General features: G+C 70.0%; 17 protein-coding genes. 9 read left to right on the top strand and 8 right to left on the bottom strand.

The window, feature by feature from the left end; all coding sequences use genetic code 11:
• Positions 1-57: 57 nt before the first annotated feature.
• The 4 genes from H1D24_RS15240 to H1D24_RS15225 form a co-directional block, all read right to left on the bottom strand.
• Positions 58-435, bottom strand: coding sequence for a VOC family protein (locus tag H1D24_RS15240; RefSeq protein WP_181658092.1), 378 nt, complete (start codon positions 433-435; stop codon positions 58-60).
• Positions 436-524: 89 nt separating this feature from the next.
• The gene (locus H1D24_RS15235) at positions 525-1,484 is read right to left on the bottom strand and encodes a hypothetical protein (RefSeq protein ID WP_309484322.1); all 960 of its coding nucleotides are present in this window, start codon (positions 1,482-1,484) and stop codon (positions 525-527) included.
• A gap of 175 nt (positions 1,485-1,659) precedes the next feature.
• Positions 1,660-1,860 carry a DUF397 domain-containing protein gene (locus H1D24_RS15230; RefSeq protein WP_181658091.1) on the bottom strand — a complete coding sequence of 67 codons (201 nt, stop codon included), beginning with the start codon at positions 1,858-1,860 and terminating at the stop codon, positions 1,660-1,662.
• Positions 1,841-2,692 (bottom strand): helix-turn-helix domain-containing protein, encoded by an 852-nt coding sequence (locus H1D24_RS15225; RefSeq protein ID WP_181658090.1) that lies wholly within the window; start codon positions 2,690-2,692, stop codon positions 1,841-1,843. Before H1D24_RS15225 ends, H1D24_RS15230 begins: the two co-directional genes overlap by 20 nt.
• 374 nt (positions 2,693-3,066) lie before the next feature.
• On the opposite strand from H1D24_RS15225, the gene H1D24_RS15220 reads away from it, so the two are divergent.
• The gene (locus H1D24_RS15220) at positions 3,067-3,438 is read left to right on the top strand and encodes an ATP-binding protein (protein ID WP_309484321.1); all 372 of its coding nucleotides are present in this window, start codon (positions 3,067-3,069) and stop codon (positions 3,436-3,438) included.
• 71 nt (positions 3,439-3,509) lie between these two features.
• Here the strand turns inward: H1D24_RS15220 and H1D24_RS15215 are convergent, their stop codons facing one another.
• The 3 genes from H1D24_RS15215 to afsR form a co-directional block, all read right to left on the bottom strand.
• On the bottom strand, positions 3,510-3,665 hold the full coding sequence (locus tag H1D24_RS15215; protein ID WP_181658089.1) for a hypothetical protein: 156 nt from the start codon (positions 3,663-3,665) through the stop codon (positions 3,510-3,512).
• 179 nt (positions 3,666-3,844) lie between these two features.
• Positions 3,845-4,009: a hypothetical protein gene (locus H1D24_RS15210; RefSeq protein WP_181658088.1), complete on the bottom strand. Its 165-nt coding sequence runs from the start codon at positions 4,007-4,009 to the stop codon at positions 3,845-3,847.
• A gap of 217 nt (positions 4,010-4,226) precedes the next feature.
• Positions 4,227-7,184: an SARP-family global regulator AfsR gene (gene afsR, locus H1D24_RS15205; RefSeq protein WP_181658087.1), complete on the bottom strand. Its 2,958-nt coding sequence runs from the start codon at positions 7,182-7,184 to the stop codon at positions 4,227-4,229.
• Positions 7,185-7,415: 231 nt separating this feature from the next.
• Here afsR and H1D24_RS15200 point away from each other — a divergent pair, with 231 nt between their 5' ends.
• From H1D24_RS15200 to H1D24_RS15170, 7 genes are all read left to right on the top strand, one after another.
• The gene (locus H1D24_RS15200) at positions 7,416-8,669 is read left to right on the top strand and encodes an amidohydrolase family protein (RefSeq protein WP_181658086.1); all 1,254 of its coding nucleotides are present in this window, start codon (positions 7,416-7,418) and stop codon (positions 8,667-8,669) included.
• Positions 8,670-8,671: 2 nt separating this feature from the next.
• Complete coding sequence (locus tag H1D24_RS15195; protein ID WP_258564089.1) at positions 8,672-9,613, top strand: LLM class F420-dependent oxidoreductase; 942 nt, start codon at positions 8,672-8,674, stop codon at positions 9,611-9,613.
• A gap of 31 nt (positions 9,614-9,644) precedes the next feature.
• Positions 9,645-10,424 (top strand): SDR family NAD(P)-dependent oxidoreductase, encoded by a 780-nt coding sequence (locus H1D24_RS15190; RefSeq protein WP_181658085.1) that lies wholly within the window; start codon positions 9,645-9,647, stop codon positions 10,422-10,424.
• A 110-nt stretch (positions 10,425-10,534) separates the two neighbouring features.
• The gene (locus H1D24_RS15185; RefSeq protein WP_374064240.1) at positions 10,535-11,653 is read left to right on the top strand and encodes an LLM class flavin-dependent oxidoreductase; all 1,119 of its coding nucleotides are present in this window, start codon (positions 10,535-10,537) and stop codon (positions 11,651-11,653) included.
• Between the two features lie 30 nt (positions 11,654-11,683).
• Positions 11,684-13,429, top strand: coding sequence for an N-acyl-D-amino-acid deacylase family protein (locus H1D24_RS15180; RefSeq protein ID WP_181658084.1), 1,746 nt, complete (start codon positions 11,684-11,686; stop codon positions 13,427-13,429).
• Positions 13,426-14,892: an aldehyde dehydrogenase family protein gene (locus H1D24_RS15175; protein ID WP_181658083.1), complete on the top strand. Its 1,467-nt coding sequence runs from the start codon at positions 13,426-13,428 to the stop codon at positions 14,890-14,892. The genes H1D24_RS15180 and H1D24_RS15175 overlap by 4 nt, the downstream gene beginning before the upstream one ends.
• 259 nt (positions 14,893-15,151) lie before the next feature.
• Positions 15,152-16,711, top strand: a complete 1,560-nt coding sequence (locus H1D24_RS15170) for an APC family permease (RefSeq protein ID WP_181658082.1) — start codon at positions 15,152-15,154, stop codon at positions 16,709-16,711.
• Between the two features lie 100 nt (positions 16,712-16,811).
• Here the strand turns inward: H1D24_RS15170 and H1D24_RS15165 are convergent, their stop codons facing one another.
• Positions 16,812-18,320, bottom strand: coding sequence for a CehA/McbA family metallohydrolase (locus tag H1D24_RS15165; protein ID WP_181658081.1), 1,509 nt, complete (start codon positions 18,318-18,320; stop codon positions 16,812-16,814).
• A gap of 262 nt (positions 18,321-18,582) precedes the next feature.
• On the opposite strand from H1D24_RS15165, the gene H1D24_RS15160 reads away from it, so the two are divergent.
• Positions 18,583-21,210, top strand: a complete 2,628-nt coding sequence (locus tag H1D24_RS15160; protein ID WP_181658080.1) for a bifunctional FO biosynthesis protein CofGH — start codon at positions 18,583-18,585, stop codon at positions 21,208-21,210.
• The last annotated feature ends 38 nt before the right edge of the window (positions 21,211-21,248 follow it).

Genomic DNA, 21,248 nt, shown 5'->3' with positions numbered 1-21,248 from the left:
TGTGCGACACCTGTCCATTATGTACGTCAAATCGATCTGACCAGGGAGTATGAGTGATCAGCCGACCGCCCGCTCGGCCGCACTGCGCTCCACGCAGAACTCGTTGCCCTCGATGTCGGCGAGTGTGACCCACCCCGTTCCGTCGGGACGCCGGTGATCCCCGACGAGCGTGGCGCCGAGGGCGAGGAGCCGCTCGACCTCCTCGTCCCGTGACCGGTCCTGCGGCTGCAGGTCCAGGTGCACCCGGTTCTTCACGCTCTTGGGCTCGGGCACGCTGATGAACAGCAGCCCGACTCCCTTGGCGGTGACCAGCGCCTCCGGGTCACCGGGGTTGTCGTCCTCCGCGAGCGAACCTTCCAGCACCTCGGCCCAGAAGCTCGCGAGGCGGTAGGCATCGGCACAGTCGAAGGTCACGTGACGCACGAGAGAAGCCATGGGCGTCACTATCGTCCTCGGCGGACGCGTGCGTCCACGGGTTTTGAGGCGCCCAGGCCGGGACGGCACCGCGCTGAGCGGGCTGCTGATCACTGTGGTGCGCGCCCGTGTCGGAGCCGGATGAGGGTGTTGCGGATGTCCTCGATCAGGTGAGTGGGCCGTTGGAATACGTCCACGGCGGTATAGCGGAGGAGCGTGCGGACCTCGGCGCACTGAAGTACTTGGTTGAAGCGCGCGAGGTCACGGCGGTGTGACTCGCGGGTGCCGTGGTAGGCATATCCCTCGATCTCGACGGCCAGGCCTTCGGCTCGGAAGAGGAAATCCAGGAAGCAGCGGCGGCCGCCGGGGGTGAGGAGTTCGGCTTGGCTCTCGGGGCGGAGGCCCGCGTCATGCATGTGCAGGCGCGCAACCGTCTCGGCCGGTGAGCCGGCGTTCGGGTCGGCGAGCTCCAGCCAGCGGCGGGCTCTGGCCGTCCCGCGGAGCGGGGTTCCGGAAGATTCAGGAGCTTCGAGAGCGGTGACGACCTCCGCGAGGGTCGTGAGCGGCCCGCGGCGTACGCGGTCGACGGTGCGCCGGGTGAGCGCCGACTCCACGGCGACGAGCGCGTCGTCCCTCGGCCCGGCCCGCAACAGGTCCGCGAGCGTACGGCGGACGGTGGTGACCCGCAGCCCGCGACGCTCCACCACCTCGTCGTGCGGGATCGGCACCCGGTACACGCGCACCCCCGTCCCCTCCCGCCGGACGGCGAGCCCGGGGTCGCTGAACTCCAGCGTCGGCCGCCGAGCCGAGCCCAGCACCTCGATCCGCCAGAGGGCGGCCGCCGAGCGATGGCTCACGACGAGCTGCGGCTTGAGCAGCTGCGCGGCCCGGAGGCGGGTGGGCAGGTCGACTTCCCACCCCGGCTCGGCCCAGGCGCCGGCCTGGACGCGGGTCCACCCTTCCGCACCGAGCCTCCGAAGGAGGGACCGCCGCGGCCACCCCGCCTCCAGGGCACGCGAGGTGAGCAGCACCCCACCTTCCACGAGCCCGCGCAATTCCCCCCGCTCCACGGCCCCACTCTCACGAGAGGCCCGGAGTTCCCGCGCCCCCTGTGGATAACCGGCCGGGGAGGGGGCGGCTGGCGATCGGGGAGTGGCAGATTTGGGCCACGCATGTAACGTTCTGGCACGGTGGCTACGTCACAGGGGTGGCCCAAATCTGCCAATTGCCGCACAGAGAGTTGGGTCAGCGCTTCACTCCGGCCATGAAGGCGGTCCAGGCAGGGGTCCGGAACAGCAGTACGGGGCCGTCCTGCACCTTGGAGTCCCGGACCGGGACGACTCCGGGGAGGCCGTCGGCTACCTCGACGCAGTCGCCGCCGTCGCCGTTGCTGTAGCTGCTCTTCCTCCAGTGCGCGGCGCTCAAGTCAAAGGCGTTGTTTGCCATTTCGGTAGTCCTCAGCCGCATCCTCGATCATGGCGAGGGACGCCTCAGGCGGCAGTGCGGCGGCCCTGAGCCGATCGTATGCCTTGCGGTACTGCTTCACGAGGGCCGGATCCTCGATGGTGTCGCCGCTGTACGGCGACTCCGTGTAGACCATCGGCGGGGCGTCGGGGAAGGCCATCGTCTTGACGGCGCCGAGCATCAGAGGATGTGCCCCGCAATTCCACGGAAGGATCTGTGGAGTGATCCGGGGCCGACGAGCCAACGCCGCAATATGGGCGAGCTGTTCGGCCATCGCCTCCGGCGGGAGGGACGGCAGCCGTAGTAGCGACTCGTGCAGGATCGCCCAGTACTCGGGCGTCGTGGGGTCGTCGTCGAAGAGGCGGGCACGCGCCAGCCGGGCGTGCACCTTCGCGTCTGTCTTCTCCTGCGGTTCGAGGGGATGCGTAGCCCGGACTACGGCTCGGGCGTACGCCTCAGTCTGGAGCAGCCCCGGAATGAGGGTCGGGCACCACTCCTCGACCTCCGCGTGCTTCTCCGCCTCCAGGACCTTCTCGAAGTACCAGGCGTGCCCGGCCCGCCGGGCCTTGCGTACCTCCTCGCAGCGGCGGGCGAAGAACCCGTCGGTCTTCAGCACCCGGTCCACGTGTTCTGCGAGGTCGCGGGGCATGCGGCGCTCGCCGCGCTCGATCTCGCTGAGGTGGCTCTGCCCGTAGAAGCTGCCCTCGACCAGCTGCTGAAGCGTGAGCCCCGCCTCCTCCCGCTTCCACCGCAACTCCTTGCCGTAGAAGCAGGGGACGCTTTCCGAGCCGTCGATGTCCTTGCGTCGCACCATGGACTACCGCCAATTCCACGTCTTCCGCGCTCAGTTCCGCGATTCGCAGCCGGGAACCCAAACCCCTTTTACGGTACGCCGCTTCACGTCACGGTGTGACTGGTTCATTACAGAGCGCACAGGAAGGCGTACACCGATGAACACGAGCCAGGACCGTCACGCACCCGCCAGCCCGACCGCCGACGACGTAACCCGCTGCGTGGACGAACTGCGCGACGCCCTCGCCGTACACGGCATCACCCTCCCCTCCCTCCGCGCCGACCTGCCGTCCTTCGCGGGTACGTATCTGCCTCCGGCGGGGCTGGTCGCGCTCGGCAACTGCAACACCGCCACTGCGCGCAGTCTGCTAGGGCCCTCCGTGAGGCGGCGGCCCAGTGAACGCGGTGCGCTTGGAGGTCGACCTGCTGGCCCTCCCCAAGGCCGTGCCCGAGCTGCGCCGGAGCGTGCGCGAGTACGTGGGCGCTCCCTGCGCCGACGTCCAGCTCTGTGTCACCGAGCTGGTGGGCAACGTCATCCGGCATCTGGGGGAGGGGACGCCCGTACGCGTACGCGTGGAGTGCGGCGGCGGGCGAACCCGTGTCGAGGTCACGGATCCTCACCAGTGCGCCATCCCTGTCCTCGTACCCGCCACGGCTGACGACGAGGCCGGGCGTGGCCTGGCCCTGCTCGATGCGGTGGCGCTGCGGTGGGGTGTGGAGCAGGAGGTGGCGGGCAAGACGGTGTGGTGTGAGGTGGGGGAGGCGTAGTGCGGACGGTTCGCTGAACGGCAACGGGGGCCAAGCGGACGCGCCCGGCCCTCGTTGCGAGCTGGGACTGATCAGCCGGCGTGGTTGTCCTGGGGGGTGATGACCGTGGCGTGATTGTCCTGCGGCGTCACCGTGATGTGGGTGTCCGCCATCGCCGTGCCAGCCGTGCCGAGAGCAGCCGCGGCCGCGACGGCGACAGTCACGAGGATCTTCTTGGTGCGGGTCATTCCAACTCCTTGGGGAGACGGGACTTCCGTGCGCACAGGGACCGTAGCGACGCCAGTGGCAACTGTTCGAGCTGCTCGCACGGTTCGCGCCAGAGATGGGCCGGATTCTTTCTCCGTACATGCATCGGCCGCGACGGCTCCCCTCCGCGCCGCCGCGGCCGATCCCCCGTTGAGATGGGCTAGTTGGATGGTTCCGTCGTCATGTGCTCGTCGAGCGGCTTGACGTCGCCGTCTTCGGTGCCGCCCGTCATGTGCTCGTCGAGCGGCTTGACGTCGCCGTCCTCGCTGCCGCCCGTCATGTGCTCGTCGAGCGGCTTGACTTCAACGACCTTCTTCTCGCTCATCGCGTCTGTCCTTCCGGGCCTGGTTCCTGGAATTGGCGGAGTCCGCCCGGCCGCTCCCCCGTGGGCTGCCGGACGGACTCCTCGGTGGCCGCTCACCCTAGGGCGTAGGGCCTTGCGTCGGCCGTCTGCCCCCCGACGCGACGGATCGACAGACATCAGAGTGACGCTCGGCGATAAACGAACGATGAACGTGTCGTCGTGATGCGGGAGTACGTGGCTACGCCGCTGCGGCAGGAGCCAGCAGTCCACGTACCTCAGCAGCCTCGGACGATCCGAGCTCCTCGAAGATGGACAGTGCTTCCTGCCAGCAAGCTCGCGCCCGCCCCTGCTGTCCCAGACCTGCCAACGCTCGTCCGAGGACGGTCAGGGCGTTCCCTCGGCGCCACTCCCCTCCGATCCCGCGCAGGATTGCCAGCGCTTGCTCTGCCTGAGCTGCGGCTTGAGCGGGGCGGCTGTCGGCCAGGTGCACTTCGGCGATTCTGAAGTTGGTCATCCCCTCCCACAGGCGCTGACGACTGTCGCGGAACAGGTCCAGGGCGACCGACAGGTGGGTTGCGGCATCGCTCAATCTGCCCGCTCGAGTCAGGGCGAGACCGAGCGCGTACAGGCCGTTGGCCAGTCGCAAGGTCAACCCCAAGCCGTCGTAGATCGCGACTCCTTGCTGGGCCAGCTCGACGGCACTTGATGTCTGGCATAGAGCGAGGCGTACGCGCGAAAGGTTGCAAAGGGCGCTGGCCTCGCCGGGACGGTTTCCGTCTGAGCGGAAGGCGTCGATGGCTTGCAGAAAGTGGACCTCCGCGTCGCTGTGGCGGTTTTGGTAGGCGGCAATGAGCCCACGCTGGTTCGGCACGCGGCAGGCAAGCAGAGGATCGTCGAATGCCACGACGAGAGTCGCGGCGAGCTCAGCTTGTTCGAAAGCATCGTTGAACCGGCCAGAAAGACTGTGCACATGAGCGAGGAACGTTCGCGCCCGGGCTTCCGATCGCGGCGCTTCGCAGCGCTCGGCGGCGTCGCTGACTGCAGCGGCCGCAGCCGCGTAACTACGGGCGTTGGCGCCGGACTCCGCGAGATCCGTTGCGGCCATGAGTAGGTCAGCTGCCCGCGGAAGAGTGCTTCGGCTGTTCGCGGCCTGCTGGGCGCAAGTCAGCAGACAGTCAGCCTCTGCGAACAGCCAGTCCAGTGCGGTGTCCCGGTTCCCGAAGCTCAGCCCCGCATACTCCGTCCGCTCCAGGTGATCCACCAACCGATCCCCCGGCCGCTCAATCGCATAAACCCCCGCCGCCGTAGCGAGATAGAAATCCAGCAGCCGCGACATCGCCGCTTCCCGCTCGCTCGGCGGCTGTTCGTCCCGCTCCGCGCACGCACGCGCGTAGAGGCGGACCAGGTCGTGGTAGCGGTAGCGGCCCGGCGCTGCCGACTCCAGCAGTGACGTGTCGACCAGCGACTCGAGCAGGTCCTCCGTCGAGTCCACCGGGAGGTCCAGGACCGCCGCAGCCGCCGCCAGCGAGATGTCCGGGCCGTCCGCCAGCCCCAGCAGGCGGAACGCCCGCGCCTGCGCCGGCTCCAGCTGGCCGTACCCCAGCTCGAACGTCGCCTTGACCGCCAGGTCGCCCGCCTGGAGTTCGTCGAGGCGGCGACGCTCGTCCGCGAGCTTCGCCGCAAGCACCGACACCGTCCACGTCCGCCGCGACGCCAGGCGGGACGCCGCGATACGGATGGCCAGGGGCAGGAAGCCGCACGCCGCCACCACGTCGAGCGCTGCCTCGCGCTCCGAAGCGACCCGTTCCTCGCCCACGATCTTCGTGAAGAGCTGAAGGGCCTCCTCCGGCGACATCACGTCCAGGTCCACCAGATGCGCCCCCGCCAGGTCCACCATCCGCACCCGCGCCGTCACCAGCGCGGCGCAGCCCTCCGTGCCCGGCAGCAGTGGCCGCACCTGGGCCGCGTCCCGCGCGTTGTCCAGCAGGACCAGCACCCGGCGGCCGTCCAACACAGACCGATAGAGGGCCGACCGCTCCTCCAGGGAGTCCGGAATCGCCGAGTCCGCCGTCCCGAGCGCCCGCAGAAACGCGCCGAGCACCGTCTCCGGCTCCGCCGGCCTCGGGCCCGCGCCCTGCAGGTCCACGTACAGCTGCCCGTCGGGGAAGGACGCCCGTGCCGCATGCGCCACGTGCACCGCAAGCGTCGTCTTGCCGACGCCGCCGATGCCCGCCACCGCCGAGACCGCCATCACGCGGCCCTCCGCGCTCGACAGCACGTCGCTCAGTTCGGATACGAAGGACGACCGGCCCGTGAAGTCAGGGACCGTGGCAGGGAGTTGCGCCGGGCGTACCGGCCCAGCCGCAGGCTCCGCTGCCGGAGCCGACGGTTCCGCCAGCGCCGGGTCCGCCTGGAGGATGCGCTGCTGGAGTTCCCGCAGGCCGGGGCGCGGGTCGACGCCCAGTTCGTCAGCCAGCAGGCGGCGCGTGTCCGCGTACACCGCCAGCGCCTCCGCCTGGCGGCCGGACCGGTACAGCGCGAGCATCAGCAGCTCGCGCAGCCGCTCCCGGAGCGGGTGCGCGGCCGTGAGCGCGGTCAGTTCCGAGACCGCCTCCGCGTGGCAGCCCTGTTCCAGGTCCATGTCCAGGCGGGATTCCAGCAGCTGCAGGCGCCACTCCTCCAGCCTCGTCCGCTGCGTCTCCGCGTACGGCCCGGGTACGTTCGCCAGCGGCTCGCCGTCCCACAGGCCCAGCGTCTTGTTGATCAGGGCGCGGGCCTGGCACAGGTCGCCGGCGTTCCGGGCCTTCTCCGCGTCCGCCGACAGTTCCTCGGCGAGGGAGAGGTCGAGGGCCTGGCCGCCCGTACGGATGGCATAGCCGCCCGACTCGCTGACCAGGACGCCCGGGTCAAGGACCTTGCGCAGACGGGAGGCGTACGTACGGACGGCCGCCAGGGCCTGGGACGGAGGCTCGTCGCCCCACAGGGCGTCGATCAGTTCGTGCGCCGTGGCCGTGCGGCCCTCGCGGAGCAGCAGGGCGGCCAGCAGGGCGCGTTGCTGCGGTGAGCCCGTGGGCAGCGGCTCGGCGCCACGCCAGGCGCGTACCGGTCCGAGCACGCTGAAGCGCAGCGCCGGCTGCTCGGGGTCGGGCCCCGGTGCCGGACTCCGCTCCTCCGCTACTCGCGGTACATCGCTCATCGCTGTCCCCCTGCATGCCGTCCTGCACGCGTCCTGCACGCCCGCCGCCGCAGCCGTCCATCACACCTGTCATGACGCGTCATGACGCGCCCGTCATGACGCACCCGTCAGTTTGCCTTGTTCATGGCGGATGCGTCAGCTCTGGGAAGCGCCTCTCACAAGGTCATCACCGGTGACCGAGTCCGCGCACGATAGCTGACGGTTCGTCAGATCGACGCTACCGTGAGCCGTATGGAGACCACGGCGACCACGGAAGAAACCTTCCCGAAGATCATCTCGGTGGACGACCACACGGTCGAGCCGCCCAACGTCTGGCAGGACCGGCTCCCCTCCAGGTACCGGGACACCGGACCCCGCATCGTCCGGGCGCCGCTGAAGGAAATGACCTTCCTGGGCGGCAAGTTCGCTCCCGTGATGGGCGACAAGGGCGACGACGGCCCGATCGGCGACTGGTGGGTCTATGAGGACCTGCACCGGCCCCTGACCCGCCTCGACACCGCCGTCGGATACGACAGGGACGAGATCAAACTCGAGGTCATCACGTACGAGCAGATGCGCCCGGGGTCGTACGACGTGCGGCAGCGGCTCGCCGACATGGACGTCAACCACGTCCAGTCCGCCGTCTGCTTCCCCACCTTTCCGCGCTTCTGCGGGCAGACCTTCACCGAGGCCAAGGATCGCGAGCTGGGGCTCCTCGGTGTCCAGGCCTACAACGACTGGATGGTGGAGGAGTGGTGCGGCCCCGAGGCGCGGGGGCGGCTCATACCCCTCACCCTCATCCCCCTCTGGGACGCCGAGCTCGCCGCCGCCGAGGTCCGCCGCAACGCCGCGCGCGGCGTACGGGCCGTCGCCTTCTCCGAGATCCCGCCCCACCTCGGACTGCCGTCCATCCACACCGACGACTGGGATCCGTTCCTGGCCGCCTGCGACGAGACCGGCACCGTGATCGCCATGCACATCGGATCGTCGAGCAAGATGCCCAGCACCTCCGCCGACGCCCCGCCCGCCGTCGGCTCCACCATCACCTTCGCCAACTGCTGCTTCTCGATGGTCGACTGGCTGATGAGCGGCAAGTTCGAGCGCTTCCCGAACCTCAAGGTCATGTACGCCGAGGGGCAGATCGGCTGGATCCCCTACATCCTCGAGCGCGCGGACGTCGTCTGGGAGGAGAACCGCGCCTGGGGCGGCGTGGCGGACAAGGTCCACCGGCCGCCGTCCGAGCTCTTCGCCGAGCACGTGTACGGCTGCTTCTTCGACGACGCCTTCGGGCTCAGGAACCTGGACGCCATCGGGGTCGCCAACGTCCTCTACGAGACCGACTACCCGCACTCCGACTCCACCTGGCCGAAGTCCAAGGACGTCGGCGAGGCCCAGATGGGGCACCTGCCGCCGGACGTCGTCGACCGGATCGTACGACGCAACGCCATCGACCTCCTCGGGCTGACGGAGGACGGCCTCTGGGCGGGAGCAGGAGCGGGGGCCTAGCCATGGCGCAATGTCCAGATCCCGCGCTCGTCTACGGGATGCAGCTCCCCGTCCAGTCGCAGAGCACGATCTACGCCGAGCCATGGGAGACCGGCGCCGGCCCCGCCGATCTCGCCGAGATCGCCCGGATCGCCGACCGCACCGGGTTCCACTACCTCGCGAGCTGCGACCACGTCGCCATCCCGCGGCGCCTCGCGCCCGCGATGAGCACCGTCTGGTACGACCCTGTCGCCACCCTCTCCTTCCTGGCGGGAGTGACCGAGCGCGTACGGCTCCTCAGCCATGTCGCCGTCGTCGGGCTCCGTCACCCCCTCGTCACCGCCAAGCAGTACGCGACGCTCGACCATCTCTCCGGCGGCCGGCTGGTCCTCGGGGTCGGCGCCGGGCATGTACCGGAGGAGTTCCAGGCCCTCGGGGTCGACTTCGCGCGGCGGGGAGCCGTCCTCGACGAGGCGATCGACGCACTGAAAGCAGCCCTCGGGCCGGACGAGTTCCCCGAGCACCACGGGAAGCTCTACGCGTTCGAGGGGCTCGGGCAGCGGCCCCGGCCCGCCCAGGCCCGGGTTCCGCTCTGGGTCGGCGGGTCCTCGCCCGCCGCTGTACGCCGTGCCGCGCTCAAGGGCGACGGCTGGCTGCCGCAGGGCGACCCGCGCGACCGGCTGCCGCACCAGATCGCCCGGCTCAGGAGGCTCAGGGAGGAAGCCGGGATCGCGGAGCCGATCACCATCGGCGCCATCACCGAACCCCTGTACGTGGGCGAGCCCGGCTGGGACGTCGGGCGCCGCACCCTCAGCGGCCGCCCCGAGGCGCTAGCCGAGTCGCTGCGGGCGTACGCCGCGATGGGCGTGAACCAGATCCAGGTGCGGTTCCGCAGCCGCGGCCGTACCGAACTGACCGACCAGATGGGCGCCTTCGGCACCGAAGTCGCGCCACACCTCAACTGAAGGCACGCCACATCCCGCCTAGGAGGACTTCATGGGAAAGCTGGACGGCCGCGTCGTCATCATCACCGGCGCGGCACGCGGGCAGGGCGAACAGGAGGCCAGGCTCTTCGCGGCCGAAGGGGCCAAGGTGGTCCTCGGCGACGTACTCGACGACCAGGGCGAGGCGCTGGCCAAGGAGCTGGGCGGCCTCTACCTCCACCTCGACGTGAGCCAGGAGGCGGAGTGGCAGTCCGCCGTGGCTGCCGCCAAGAGCGCGTACGGCCGCATCGACGGGCTGGTCAACAACGCGGGCATCCTGCGGTTCAACGAGCTGGTGAGCACGCCGCTGGACGAGTTCCAGCAGATCCTCCAGGTCAACCAGGTCGGTGTCTTCCTGGGCATCAAGACCGTAGCCCCGGACATAGAGGCGGCGGGTGGCGGGACGATCGTGAACACCGCCTCGTACGCGGGGCTGACCGGCATGGCGGGCGTGGGCGCGTACACCGCGACCAAGCACGCCATCGTCGGCCTCACCCGGGTCGCCGCGCTCGAGCTGGCCGCGAAGAACATCCGGGTCAACGCCGTCTGCCCGGGCGCTATCGACACCGCCATGAGCAATCCCGCGCAGCTCGACCCCGGGATGGCGAACGCCGAGGAGATCTCGGCGGCCGTCGAGGAGCTCTACCGGAACCTGCTGCCCATGGGGCGGATCGGGCAGCCCGAGGAGGTGGCGCGCCTGGTGCTGTTCCTGTCCAGTGCGGATTCCTCGTACATCACGGGACAGCCGTTCGTGATCGACGGAGGGTGGCTGGCAGGCGTCAGCGTGATCTGACGCTGAGTCAGCTATTGACGTGCCGAGGGTGCGGTGCGACAGTCGGCGCACAAAGTAATCTGACGATCCGTCAGAAATGGCGGGAGTGAACCAGGGGACGGTGAACCTCCTTGGAATTCGGGCTCTTCGTACAGGGATATCTGGGCAAGCGGGCCGAGATCGACCCGCTCGCGGAGCACAAGGCGCTGATGGAGGAGACCGAGTACGCCATCCAGGCGGACAAGTCCGGCTTCAAGTACGTCTGGGCGTCCGAGCACCACTTCCTGGAGGAGTACTCGCACCTCTCCGCCAACGACGTCTTCCTCGGCTATCTCGCCCACGCCACCGAGCGCATCCACCTCGGCTCGGGGATCTTCAACCCTCTCGCGCAGGTCAACCACCCGGTGAAGGTCGCCGAGAAGGTCGCGATGCTCGACCACCTCAGCGAGGGGCGGTTCGAGTTCGGTAGCGGCCGGGGCGCGGGCAGCCACGAGATCCTGGGCTTCCTGCCTGGCATCACGGACATGAACTACACGAAGGAGATCTGGGAAGAGACCATCGCCGAGTTCCCGAAGATGTGGCTCCAGGAGGAGTACGTCGGCTTCCAGGGCAAGCACTGGCAGCTGCCGCCCCGCAAGATCCTCCCCAAGCCGTACGGGAAGTCGCACCCGGCCATGTGGTACGCGGCCGGGTCCCCGCCCTCGTACGCCATGGCGGCGCGGAAGGGCCTCGGGGTGCTGGGCTTCAGCGTCCAGAAGGTCTCCGACATGGAGTGGGTCCTTGAGCAGTACAAGTCGAACATCGCCAAGGCAGAGCCGGTAGGGGACTTCGTCAACGACAACGTCATGGTGACGACGACCGCCGTCTGCGCGCCCACGCACGAGGAGGCCGTCCGGATCGCGGCGAACGGCGGACTGCACTATCTGCCTTCCCTCGTCTTCCGCTATCACGACACCTTCCCGCGTCCCGAGGGCTTCCCCGAGTGGCCCGAGACGCTGCCCGAGTACAACGAGGAGATCATCGAACTCCTCATTGCCGAGGAGCTGTTGATCTGCGGCGACCCCGACGAGGTGCTGGCGCAGTGCAAGCGCTGGGAGCAGGCGGGCGCCGACCAGATCTCCTTCGGCCTCCCGGTCGGGATCTCGCGGGAGGACACGCTGCAGTCGATCCGGCTCATCGGCGAGCACGTCATCCCGAAGATCGACACGGATCCCGTGCACCGGACCACCCGTTTCCGTCAGGCCGCCTGACCCGGGTATTCCAGCGAAAGGGGCGCCGCCATGCTCGACCACCTCATCAAGGGCGCGACCGTCGTGGACGGCACGGGCGCGCCCTCGTACACCGCCGACGTCGGCATACGCGACGGCCGCATCGCCGTCATCGCCGAGCCGGGCACCGTCGCCGAGGAGGCCAGGACGAGCGAGGACGCCACCGGGCTCGTCCTCGCGCCCGGCTTCGTCGACCCCCACACGCACTACGACGCACAGCTGTTCTGGGATCCGTACGCGACGCCGTCCCTCAACCACGGTGTGACGACCGTCGCGGGCGGCAACTGCGGTTTCACGCTCGCGCCTCTCCACCCGGAGCGGCCCGAGGACGCCGACTACACGCGGCGGATGATGTCCAAGGTCGAGGGCATGTCCCTGGTGGCCCTCGAGGAGGGCGCGCCCTGGAACTGGCACACGTTCGGGGAGTACCTGGACGCGCTGGAGGGGCGTATCGCCGTCAACGCGGGGTTCATGGTGGGGCACTGCGCGCTGCGGCGGTACGTCATGGGGGCGGACGCGGTCGGCGGGCAGCCGACGCCCGCGCAGCTGGAGGAGATGCTCCGGCTGTTCCACGAGTCGATGGACGCGGGCGCCTGGGGCCTGTCCACCACCCAGTCGTCCACGCATTCGGACGGGGATGGCAAGCCCGTCGCGTCCCGGCACGCGCGGCCCGCCGAGCTGATCGCGTTGTCGAAGGCCGTCGGCGAGCACGAGGGCACCCAGATCGAGGCGATCGTCGCCGGCTGTCTGGACCAGTTCTCCGACGACGAGATCGACCTCTTCGTGGAGATGAGCGCGGCCGCCGGCCGGCCCCTCAACTGGAACGTGCTGACGATCGACGCCGCCGTGCCCGAGCGCGTGCCGCGCCAGCTCATACCGAGTGAGCGCGCCCGTAAGGCGGGCGGCCGGATCGTGGCGCTGACCATGCCGATCCTCACGCCCATGAACATGTCGCTCGGCACCTTCTGCGCGCTGAACCTCATCCCCGGCTGGGGCGAGATCCTCGGCCTGCCGGTGCCGGTGCCGGAGCGGATCGCCAAGCTCCGCGACCCGGAGGTCCGGGCGGAGATGCTGCGCCGTGCCGACTCCAAGGAGGCCGGGGTCTTCCGCAGGCTCGCGAACTTCGGCCGGTACGTCATCGGGGACACGTACAGCAAGGAGAACGAGGGCCTCACCGGGCGGGTGGTGAGGGACATCGCGGCCGAGCGCGGCCAGGACGCTTTCCAGTGTCTCGTGGAGATCTGCGCCAACGACGATCTGCGGACGGTGCTGTGGCCGATGCCCAGCGACAACGACCCGGCCTCCTGGGCGCTGCGCCAGGAGACCTGGGCCCACGAGGACGTCATGCTCGGCGGCTCCGACGCGGGCGCCCATCTCGACCGTATGTGCGGCGCGCCGTACACGACGCGCTTCATCGGGGACTGTCTGCGAGGGCGGCGCCTGGTCCCGCTGGAGCAGGCCGTGAAGATGCTGACGGACGATCCGGCGCAGCTCTTCGGCCTGCGGGAGCGCGGGCGGATCGCGGAGGGCTGGAATGCGGACCTCGTCCTCTTCGACCCCGAGCGGATCGAGGCGGGCCAGGCCACCCTCGTCCACGACCTGCCCGGCGACAGCCCGCGCCTCGATGCCAAGGCGATCGGCGTCAACGCGGTGTGGGTCAACGGCGTCGAGGCGATCCGCGACGACGTGGTGACCGGTGCCGTACCCGGCAAGGTGCTGCGCTCCGGCCAGGACACCAGGACGGTGAGCACCAGGTGACCGGCGCACAGCGGCTGTTCATCGGCGGTGAGTGGGTCGAGCCGGACTGCGGCCACTACGAGGTGATCGACCCGGCGACGGAGGAGGTCGTCGGGCTCGCGCCGGAGGCGAGCCGCGCACAGGTCCACGATGCGGCGGCGGCCGCCCGCGAGGCCTTCGTGTCCTGGTCGCGTACGGCACCCGAGGAGCGCGCCGCGATCCTCGACCGGGCGGCGGACGAGATCCAGCGCGACTTGGCCGTGTACGCGGATCTCGCCCGGGCCGAGAGCGGCGCCACGACGGGGACGGCGCGGGGCATGCAGGTCGGGGTGGGCGTGGCCCGCTTCCGGCGGTACGCGAAGGGGGCGCTGGAACCCGTCGAGACGGGGCTGCTCCCGCAGATCAACGAAGCGGGCGCGATGGGCAAGGCGGGCGTCATGGGCGCCCTGGCCGTACGGCAGCCCGTAGGCGTCGTCACCTGCATCACCTCGTACAACAACCCGTGGGCGAACCCGGCGGGCAAGATCGCCCCGGCCCTGGCGATGGGCAACACGGTGGTCGTGAAGCCCGCGCCCCAGGACCCGCTGTCCGTGTACCGGATGGCGGAGGCGCTGGAGGCGGCCGGAGTTCCGCCAGGGGTCGTGAACGTGGTCTCCGGGACGGATGTCGGCGTCGGCGAGGCGGCCGTCGACTCGCCGGACGTCGACATGGTGAGCTTCACCGGCTCGACAGCCGTCGGACAGCGCATCGCCGAGGTGTGCGGCCGCGGCATGAAACGGCAGCTGATGGAGCTGGGCGGGAAGGGCGCCGCGATCGTCTTCGACGACGCCGACCTGGACCAGGCCGTGGCGGGCATCGGCACGACGTACGCCTTCTACAGCGGCCAGATCTGCACCGCCCCGACCCGCGTGCTCGTCCAGCGCTCCGTCCACGACCGGCTCGTCGAGAAGCTGGTGCAGTACATCGGCTTCATGAAGGTCGGCGACCCGAGGGAGCAGGGCACGATCGTGGGTCCGGTGATCTCCGCGGCTCACCGGGACCGGGTCGAGTCGTACGTGGAGCTGGGCCGCAAGGAGGGCGCGCGGGTGGTCGCGGGCGGTGCCCGGCCGGAGCTCGACAGGGGGTTCTACGTCGCCCCCACCCTGCTCACCGACTGCACCAACGACATGCGGGTCGTACGAGAGGAGATCTTCGGCCCGGTCGTCGTGGTAGTCCCCTTCGATGACGAGGACCCCGAGGAAGCGGCCGTCGCCCTCGCCAACGACAGCGAGTACGGGCTGATCGACTACGTCTGGTCCGGCGACGTGGCCCGCGCTTTCCGTGTCGCCCGGCGGCTGAGGGCCGGCGGAGTCGGCGTGAACACGGTCGGGCGCAACATGGAGGCGCCGTTCGGGGGCTTCAAGAAGTCCGGGGTCGGGAGGGACGTCGGCTCGTACGCGCTGCACGCGTACAGCGAGTTGCAGGCGATCGTGTGGCCGGGGTGAATGAGGCCAGAGGGGCTCCTGGCGGGCTCCGGTGACTGAGCCCTGAATCTCACGGGAAAACTTTGAAACCGGCAAAACGGACAGCTCTGCGGTTTTCGCAACCCGGGGATCCGGTCTTGCGCCTGTAAATTGTGCTCGGTTTGCCTCCGTGATCTTTCAATCCATGGTCGGATAGGGTTCAATCGAGCGATATTCAAGGTTTCCGTATCCGGAGTCAGTTGCTCCGGATACGGGAACCGCAGCACTTACCGTCGTCTTCATGACTCAGCTGGAGAGCCGGCCACAGGTCGGAGACACGGTAAGGGGACGCTCCGACGGGGGCGTCCGGACCAAGGGACTCGGCGGGAACTCCGTAGGCCTTCTCGGCAGTGCCGTCATCGGGGTCTCGACCGTCGCCCCCGTCTACTGCCTGACCTCCACCCTCGGCTCCACGGCGGGGGAGGTCGGGCTGCAGATGCCCGCCGTGTTCCTGGCCGGCTTCCTGCCGATGCTGCTCGTGGCCTTCGCCTACCGTGAGCTCAACCGCGCCATGCCGGACTGCGGCACCTCCTTCACCTGGACGGTGAAGGCGTTCGGGCCGCGCGTGGGCTGGATGTGCGGCTGGGGCCTGGTGATCGCGACAGTCATCGTGCTGTCGAACCTCGCGGGCGTCGCGACGTCCTACTTCTGGCTGCTGGCCGGTGAGATCAGCGGCAGTGAGTCGGTCGCCGCCCTGGACAGCAACAAGGCCGTCCACATCCTCACCTGCCTCACCCTGATCGCCGCCGCCACCGCGATCAGCTACCGCGGCATGACGGCGACGAAGGGCGTTCAGTACGCCCTCGTCGGCCTGCAGCTCCTTGTGCTCGCCGTCTTCGTCGTCATGGCACTGCAGAAGGCCGGCAGCGGCGCCTTCGACACCGGCGTCGACTTCTCCTGGTCCTGGATGAACCCCTTCGCGGTCCAGTCCTTCGCGGCCTTCACCGCCGGTCTGTCCCTCTCGATCTTCATGTACTGGGGCTGGGACGCCTGCCTGTCCACCAACGAGGAGACCACCGGCTCCGCGAAGACCCCGGGCCGCGCCGCGCTCATCGCGATGGTCGTCCTGGTCGGTTCCTACCTGGCCACCGGCGTGGCCGCACAGATGGCCGTCGGCTCGGGCGACAAGGGCCTCGGCCTCGCCAACCCGGACACCTCCGACAACGTCTTCGCCGCCCTGGCGGGACCCGTGATGGGTCCGGTCCTCGGCATCGCGCTCTTCGTCGCCGTCCTCGCCTCGGCCGCCGCCAGCCTCCAGACGACGTTCATCCCGGTCGCCCGCACGGTGCTCGCGATGTCGGCGTACGAGGCTCTTCCCGCCTCCTTCGCCCGCGTCAGCCCTCGCTTCAAGACGCCGGGCAAGGCCACGGTCGTCGCGGGCCTCGCGACCGGCGCGTTCTACACCGTCATGACCCTGGTCAGCGAGCACGTCCTGGTCGACACGATCTACGCGCTCGGCCTCATGATCTGCTTCTACTACGCGCTGACCGCCTTCGCCTGCGCCTGGTACTTCCGCGCGGAGCTCCGCCGCTCGGCCCGCGACTTCCTCTTCAAGGGGCTTTTCCCGGTCCTCGGCGGGATCCTGCTCGCGGCGGTCTTCGGTAAGACCCTGTACGACATGTGGGACCCGGCCTACGGCTCCGGCTCCGCGGTCTTCGGCGTCGGCTCGGTCTTCGTGATCGGCGTCGGCCTGCTGCTCCTGGGCGTGGCCGTCATGGGCGTGATGCAGCGCCGCAGTCCAGCCTTCTTCCGCGGTGAGGTGCTGACGAAGGAGACCCCGTCGCTGGTGGTCGCGGACTGATCCGCCGCTTTCGTCTCCAGCCGTCCCCAGCCGTCTCCGGCTGCTGACAACCTCCGGGCCCGGCCCCTGTCCCCCGGGGGCCGGGCCCGGCCGCTGGTTCTCAGCGGCCCAGGAAGACCGGATTGGTGAACGCCGCAAGCGGCCCGGGCAGACCCGTCACCACGGGCGCGTGCCGTACCTCCGCCCGTACGTAGGCCGCGTACGACGCCGTCGTACGCCACTCGGCCGTGCCCGAGCCGGAGGCCGGGAGTACGGGGGAGGTGAACAGGACGCCCTGGTCCGTGACGAAGCGGACCGTGCAGCCCGGGGCGCCCGTCACCTCCAGACGGACCGTCACCGAGGCGTCGAGGTCGACCGGCAGGCGCTCGCCGATGCCGGCGTGCTCGCCGCGGCTGCCGGAGGCGCTGAAGGAGAGGGAGAGCGACTTGGACTCGGCCATGTAGGAGCGGCCCGCGCGCAGGCCGTCCAGGATCGCCTCGCGGGTCAGGTCGTCGGCGAGGACGACCGTCTGCGGGGTGCCGACCGGATCGGGGTGGCGGTGTGCGTCGCTGTTGCCCATGGCCGGGATCCATGCGCGGCCGGAGCGTACCGAGGCGACGAGCATGCTGTCCCAGTCGGCCATGTTCACCTCGTCGTCGGGCGTGTAGGGGCCGTTCCACACCTCGACCACGTCCACGTCGTTGAACCCGAACTTCCAGTTGCAGCCGATGCAGGTGGCGTGCGGGTGCGCGGGTACGACAAGGCCGCCGGCGCGGCGGATGTCGCGGGCGTACTTGCCGAAACGGTTGTCGCGCGCGCGGTAGCGCCAGTCGATGAACGTGCCGGGGTCGGTGCCGAGCGCGATCAGGTGCCCGTTGCGTGTGGTGACCTCTTCGCCGAGCAGGATCAGCAGGTCGTCGCCCGCCTGGTCCGCCCAGTGGGCGTGCGCGGCATGGGTGTTGTGCTCCGACGTGTTGATGAAGTCGAGCCCGGCCGCGCGCGCGAGCGCCGCGATCTCGGCGGGAGTGCGCTTGCCGTCCGAGTACCAGGAGTGCAGATGGCAGTCGCCGCGGTACCAGTCGCGGCCCCGGCCCTTGGCCCGCTCCGGCGGGTACACCGGCTTCGGCGTCTCGCCCGGCTCACCGTAGGTGAGGGTGATGGTGACCTCGTACGAAAGGCCCTGCGGGGCGATCGTGTAGGGGCCGAGGATGATGTTCCACGTGCCCGCGCGGATCGGGCCCGGGATGTAGCCGGGCGTCGCGTCGTCCGCGCGGATGAAGAACTCGCTGCGGGCGCCGCCCGACCAGCCGCGGAATCCGTTGCCGCCGAGGTCCGTGCCGCGCTCGTCGAAGATGCCGATGTCCAGGCCGTTGCCCTGGGTGCCGGCGGGAACCGTCGGCTTGTCGTAGGTGTAGGAGACGTGGATCTCCCGTACACCGCTGGGGATTTCCAGCGGAAGATAGACAAAGTCGGGCGAACCGGTAGGAAGGGTGCCACGCACCGTCTTCTTCTCCTGTGTCGCCGTGGGGGTGTTGGCGCCACTCGCGAAGCTCACGCCGCCCAAGGTAAGGGCGGCCGCCGCTCCCGTCACGAACAGCGCACGTCTGCCTATGTGGTGGTCCTCGCACATGCCGGCTCCAGGAGTCGTCGGTGACGGTGGGTCGTACAGGCAACCCTGATGGCGAGCCGTGAACGTCCTTGTAAGGGAAGGGGAGCGGCAGATTTCGCCCAGCAGTCGCCCGTCTTGGCTGGACGTCGACCAGGGGCGGCGTCGCGTGGTACCGCCGACGGCCGGGAGCGGAACGAAACATGAACGGGCTCACGGAACGGCGTGATCAGCGGCACTCGGTGCGTCGCAGACGATGTCGGTGCGCACTCGTATGCTCGGGGGCATGACTGATCCTCAGCCTGCGCAGCCGCTCGGAACCCGGCCCGCCGACGCGGCCGGCCCCACCGCGAACGCCACGCGCCGTGCGCTGAGGCGGGCGCGGGACGGCGTCGCGCTGGACACCGCCGAGGCGGCCGTGCTGCTGCAGGCGCGCGGGGACGATCTGCGGGACCTCGCGGCGTCCGCGGCGCGCGTGCGGGACGCGGGCCTGGAAGCGGCGGGCCGCCCGGGCGTCATCACGTACTCGAAGAGCGTCTTCATCCCGCTCACGCGCCTGTGCCGCGACAAGTGCCACTACTGCACCTTCGCGACCGTTCCGGGCAAGCTGCGGCGCGCGGGCCACGGGATGTTCATGTCCCCGGACGAGGTCCTCGACGTCGCCCGCCGCGGCGCCGAACTGGGCTGCAAGGAAGCCCTGATCACCCTCGGCGACAAGCCGGAGGACCGCTGGCCGGAGGCCCGCGAGTGGCTGGACGCGCACGGGTACGACGACACGATCGCGTACGTACGGGCGATGGCGATCCGCATCCTGGAGGAGACCGGCCTGCTGCCGCATCTCAATCCGGGCGTCATGTCGTGGACGGACTTCCAGCGGCTCAAGCCGGTCGCGCCCTCGATGGGCATGATGCTGGAGACCACCGCCGAGCGGCTGTGGAGCGAGCCGGGCGGGCCGCACCACGGATCGCCCGACAAGGAGCCCGCGGTCCGGCTGCGCGTCCTGGAGGACGCGGGCCGCTCGTCCGTCCCCTTCACCAGCGGCCTGCTGATCGGCATCGGAGAGACGTACGAGGAGCGTGCCGAGTCGCTGTTCGCGCTGCGCCGCGTCGCCCGCTCGTACCACGGAATCCAGGAGCTGATCATCCAGAACTTCCGCGCCAAGCCGGACACGGCGATGCGCGGCATGCCGGACGCCGAGCTCGACGACCTGGTCGCCACGGTCGCCGTCGCCCGGCACATCATGGGCCCCTCGGCCTGTCTGCAGGCCCCGCCGAACCTGGTCGACGCGGAGTACGAGCGGCTGATCGGCGCCGGGATCGACGACTGGGGCGGGGTGTCCCCGGTGACCATCGACCATGTGAACCCGGAGCGGCCGTGGCCGGGGATCGAGCTGCTCGCCGAGCGGTCCGCGGCCGCCGGCTTCGAGCTGCGGGAACGCCTGTGCGTCTACCCGGAGTTCGTGCGGCGCGGCGAGCCCTGGCTGGACCCGCGACTGCTGCCGCACGTCCGGGCACTGGCGGACCCCGAGACGGGCCTGGCCGACCCGGACGCGGAGGTCGTGGGCCGTCCCTGGCAGGAGCCCGACGAGGGCTTCGTCGCCGGCGGCCGTACGGACCTGCACCGCACCATCGACACCGAGGGGCGTACGTCCGACCGGCGTGACGACTTCGACGAGGTCTACGGCGACTGGGAGGCACTGCGCGAGCAGGCGGCTCCGGGGATGGTGCCGTCGCGCATCGACGGCGACGTACGGCAGGCGTTGCGACAGGCCGCCGACGACCCGACGAAGCTGACGGACGACGAGGCGCTGGCGCTGCTGCACGCGGACGGCCCGGCACTGGACGCCCTGTGCTCCGTGGCGGACGACCTGCGCAAATCGGTCGTCGGTGACGACGTGACGTACATCGTCACGCGGAACATCAACTTCACCAACGTCTGCTACACGGGCTGCCGCTTCTGCGCCTTCGCGCAGCGCCGCACGGACGCCGACGCGTACACGCTCTCGCTGGAGCAGGTCGCCGACCGCGCCGCCCAGGCCTGGGACGTGGGCGCGGTCGAGGTGTGCATGCAGGGCGGCATCCACCCCGACCTGCCGGGCACGGCCTACTTCGACATCGCGCGCGCCGTGAAGGCCCGCGTGCCCGGCATGCACGTCCACGCCTTCTCCCCGATGGAGGTCGTCAACGGCGCGACGCGCACCGGCATGTCGATACGGGAATGGCTGACGGCCGCGAAGGAAGCCGGCCTCGACTCGATCCCCGGCACGGCGGCGGAGATCCTCGACGACGAGGTGCGCTGGGTCCTGACGAAGGGCAAGCTGCCGACGGCGACCTGGATCGAGGTCGTCGAGACGGCCCATGAGCTGGGCATCCGCTCCTCGTCCACGATGATGTACGGCCATGTGGACCAGCCGCGGCACTGGCTGGGCCACTTCCGGACCCTGTCGCGCATGCAGGAGACCGCGCTGTCCAAGGGCGTCGCGGGCTTCACGGAGTTCGTGACGCTGCCGTTCATCCACACCAACGCCCCGGTGTACCTGGCCGGGATCGCCCGCCCCGGCCCGACCACACGCGACAACCGCGCGGTGACGGCCATGGCCCGCATCCTCCTCCACCCCCACATCCCCCACATCCAGACCAGCTGGGTCAAGCTCGGCACGGAGGGCGCGGCGGAGATGCTCCGCTCCGGCGCGAACGATCTGGGCGGCACGCTGATGGAGGAGACCATCTCCCGTATGGCGGGCTCCAGTTACGGCTCGTACCGCTCCATCAAGGACCTCATCGCCATCGCAGAGACGGCAGGCCGCCCGGCCCGTCCCCGGACGACGCTGTACGGGGAGGTGCCGGAGGAGCGGCAGCGGGCGGCGGAGGCATCGGACGGGCATCTGCCGGAGTTGTTGCCGGTGCTGGACTGACCGTGGCCCGTCCCGCGTTCACCGGGCGGGCCTTGGCG

It is taken from the genome of Streptomyces himalayensis subsp. himalayensis, from assembly GCF_013778455.1.
Taxonomy (GTDB): Bacteria; Actinomycetota; Actinomycetes; order Streptomycetales; family Streptomycetaceae; genus Streptomyces; species Streptomyces himalayensis.
This window is presented reverse-complemented; position numbering and strand designations above follow the sequence as displayed.

Excerpts from the sequence above, each read along its gene's own strand:
- H1D24_RS15215 (WP_181658089.1), bottom strand. The coding sequence starts at position 3,665 with ATGACCCGCACCAAGAAGATCCTCGTGACTGTCGCCGTCGCGGCCGCG.
- H1D24_RS15160 (WP_181658080.1), top strand. The coding sequence starts at position 18,583 with ATGACTGATCCTCAGCCTGCGCAGCCGCTCGGAACCCGGCCCGCCGAC.
- H1D24_RS15195 (WP_258564089.1), top strand. The coding sequence starts at position 8,672 with ATGGCGCAATGTCCAGATCCCGCGCTCGTCTACGGGATGCAGCTCCCC.
- H1D24_RS15225 (WP_181658090.1), bottom strand. The coding sequence starts at position 2,692 with ATGGTGCGACGCAAGGACATCGACGGCTCGGAAAGCGTCCCCTGCTTC.
- H1D24_RS15190 (WP_181658085.1), top strand. The coding sequence starts at position 9,645 with ATGGGAAAGCTGGACGGCCGCGTCGTCATCATCACCGGCGCGGCACGC.
- H1D24_RS15210 (WP_181658088.1), bottom strand. The coding sequence starts at position 4,009 with ATGAGCGAGAAGAAGGTCGTTGAAGTCAAGCCGCTCGACGAGCACATG.
- H1D24_RS15200 (WP_181658086.1), top strand. The coding sequence starts at position 7,416 with ATGGAGACCACGGCGACCACGGAAGAAACCTTCCCGAAGATCATCTCG.
- H1D24_RS15170 (WP_181658082.1), top strand. The coding sequence starts at position 15,152 with ATGACTCAGCTGGAGAGCCGGCCACAGGTCGGAGACACGGTAAGGGGA.
- H1D24_RS15230 (WP_181658091.1), bottom strand. The coding sequence starts at position 1,860 with ATGGCAAACAACGCCTTTGACTTGAGCGCCGCGCACTGGAGGAAGAGC.
- H1D24_RS15240 (WP_181658092.1), bottom strand. The coding sequence starts at position 435 with ATGGCTTCTCTCGTGCGTCACGTGACCTTCGACTGTGCCGATGCCTAC.
- afsR (WP_181658087.1), bottom strand. The coding sequence starts at position 7,184 with ATGAGCGATGTACCGCGAGTAGCGGAGGAGCGGAGTCCGGCACCGGGG.
- H1D24_RS15165 (WP_181658081.1), bottom strand. The coding sequence starts at position 18,320 with ATGTGCGAGGACCACCACATAGGCAGACGTGCGCTGTTCGTGACGGGA.
- H1D24_RS15180 (WP_181658084.1), top strand. The coding sequence starts at position 11,684 with ATGCTCGACCACCTCATCAAGGGCGCGACCGTCGTGGACGGCACGGGC.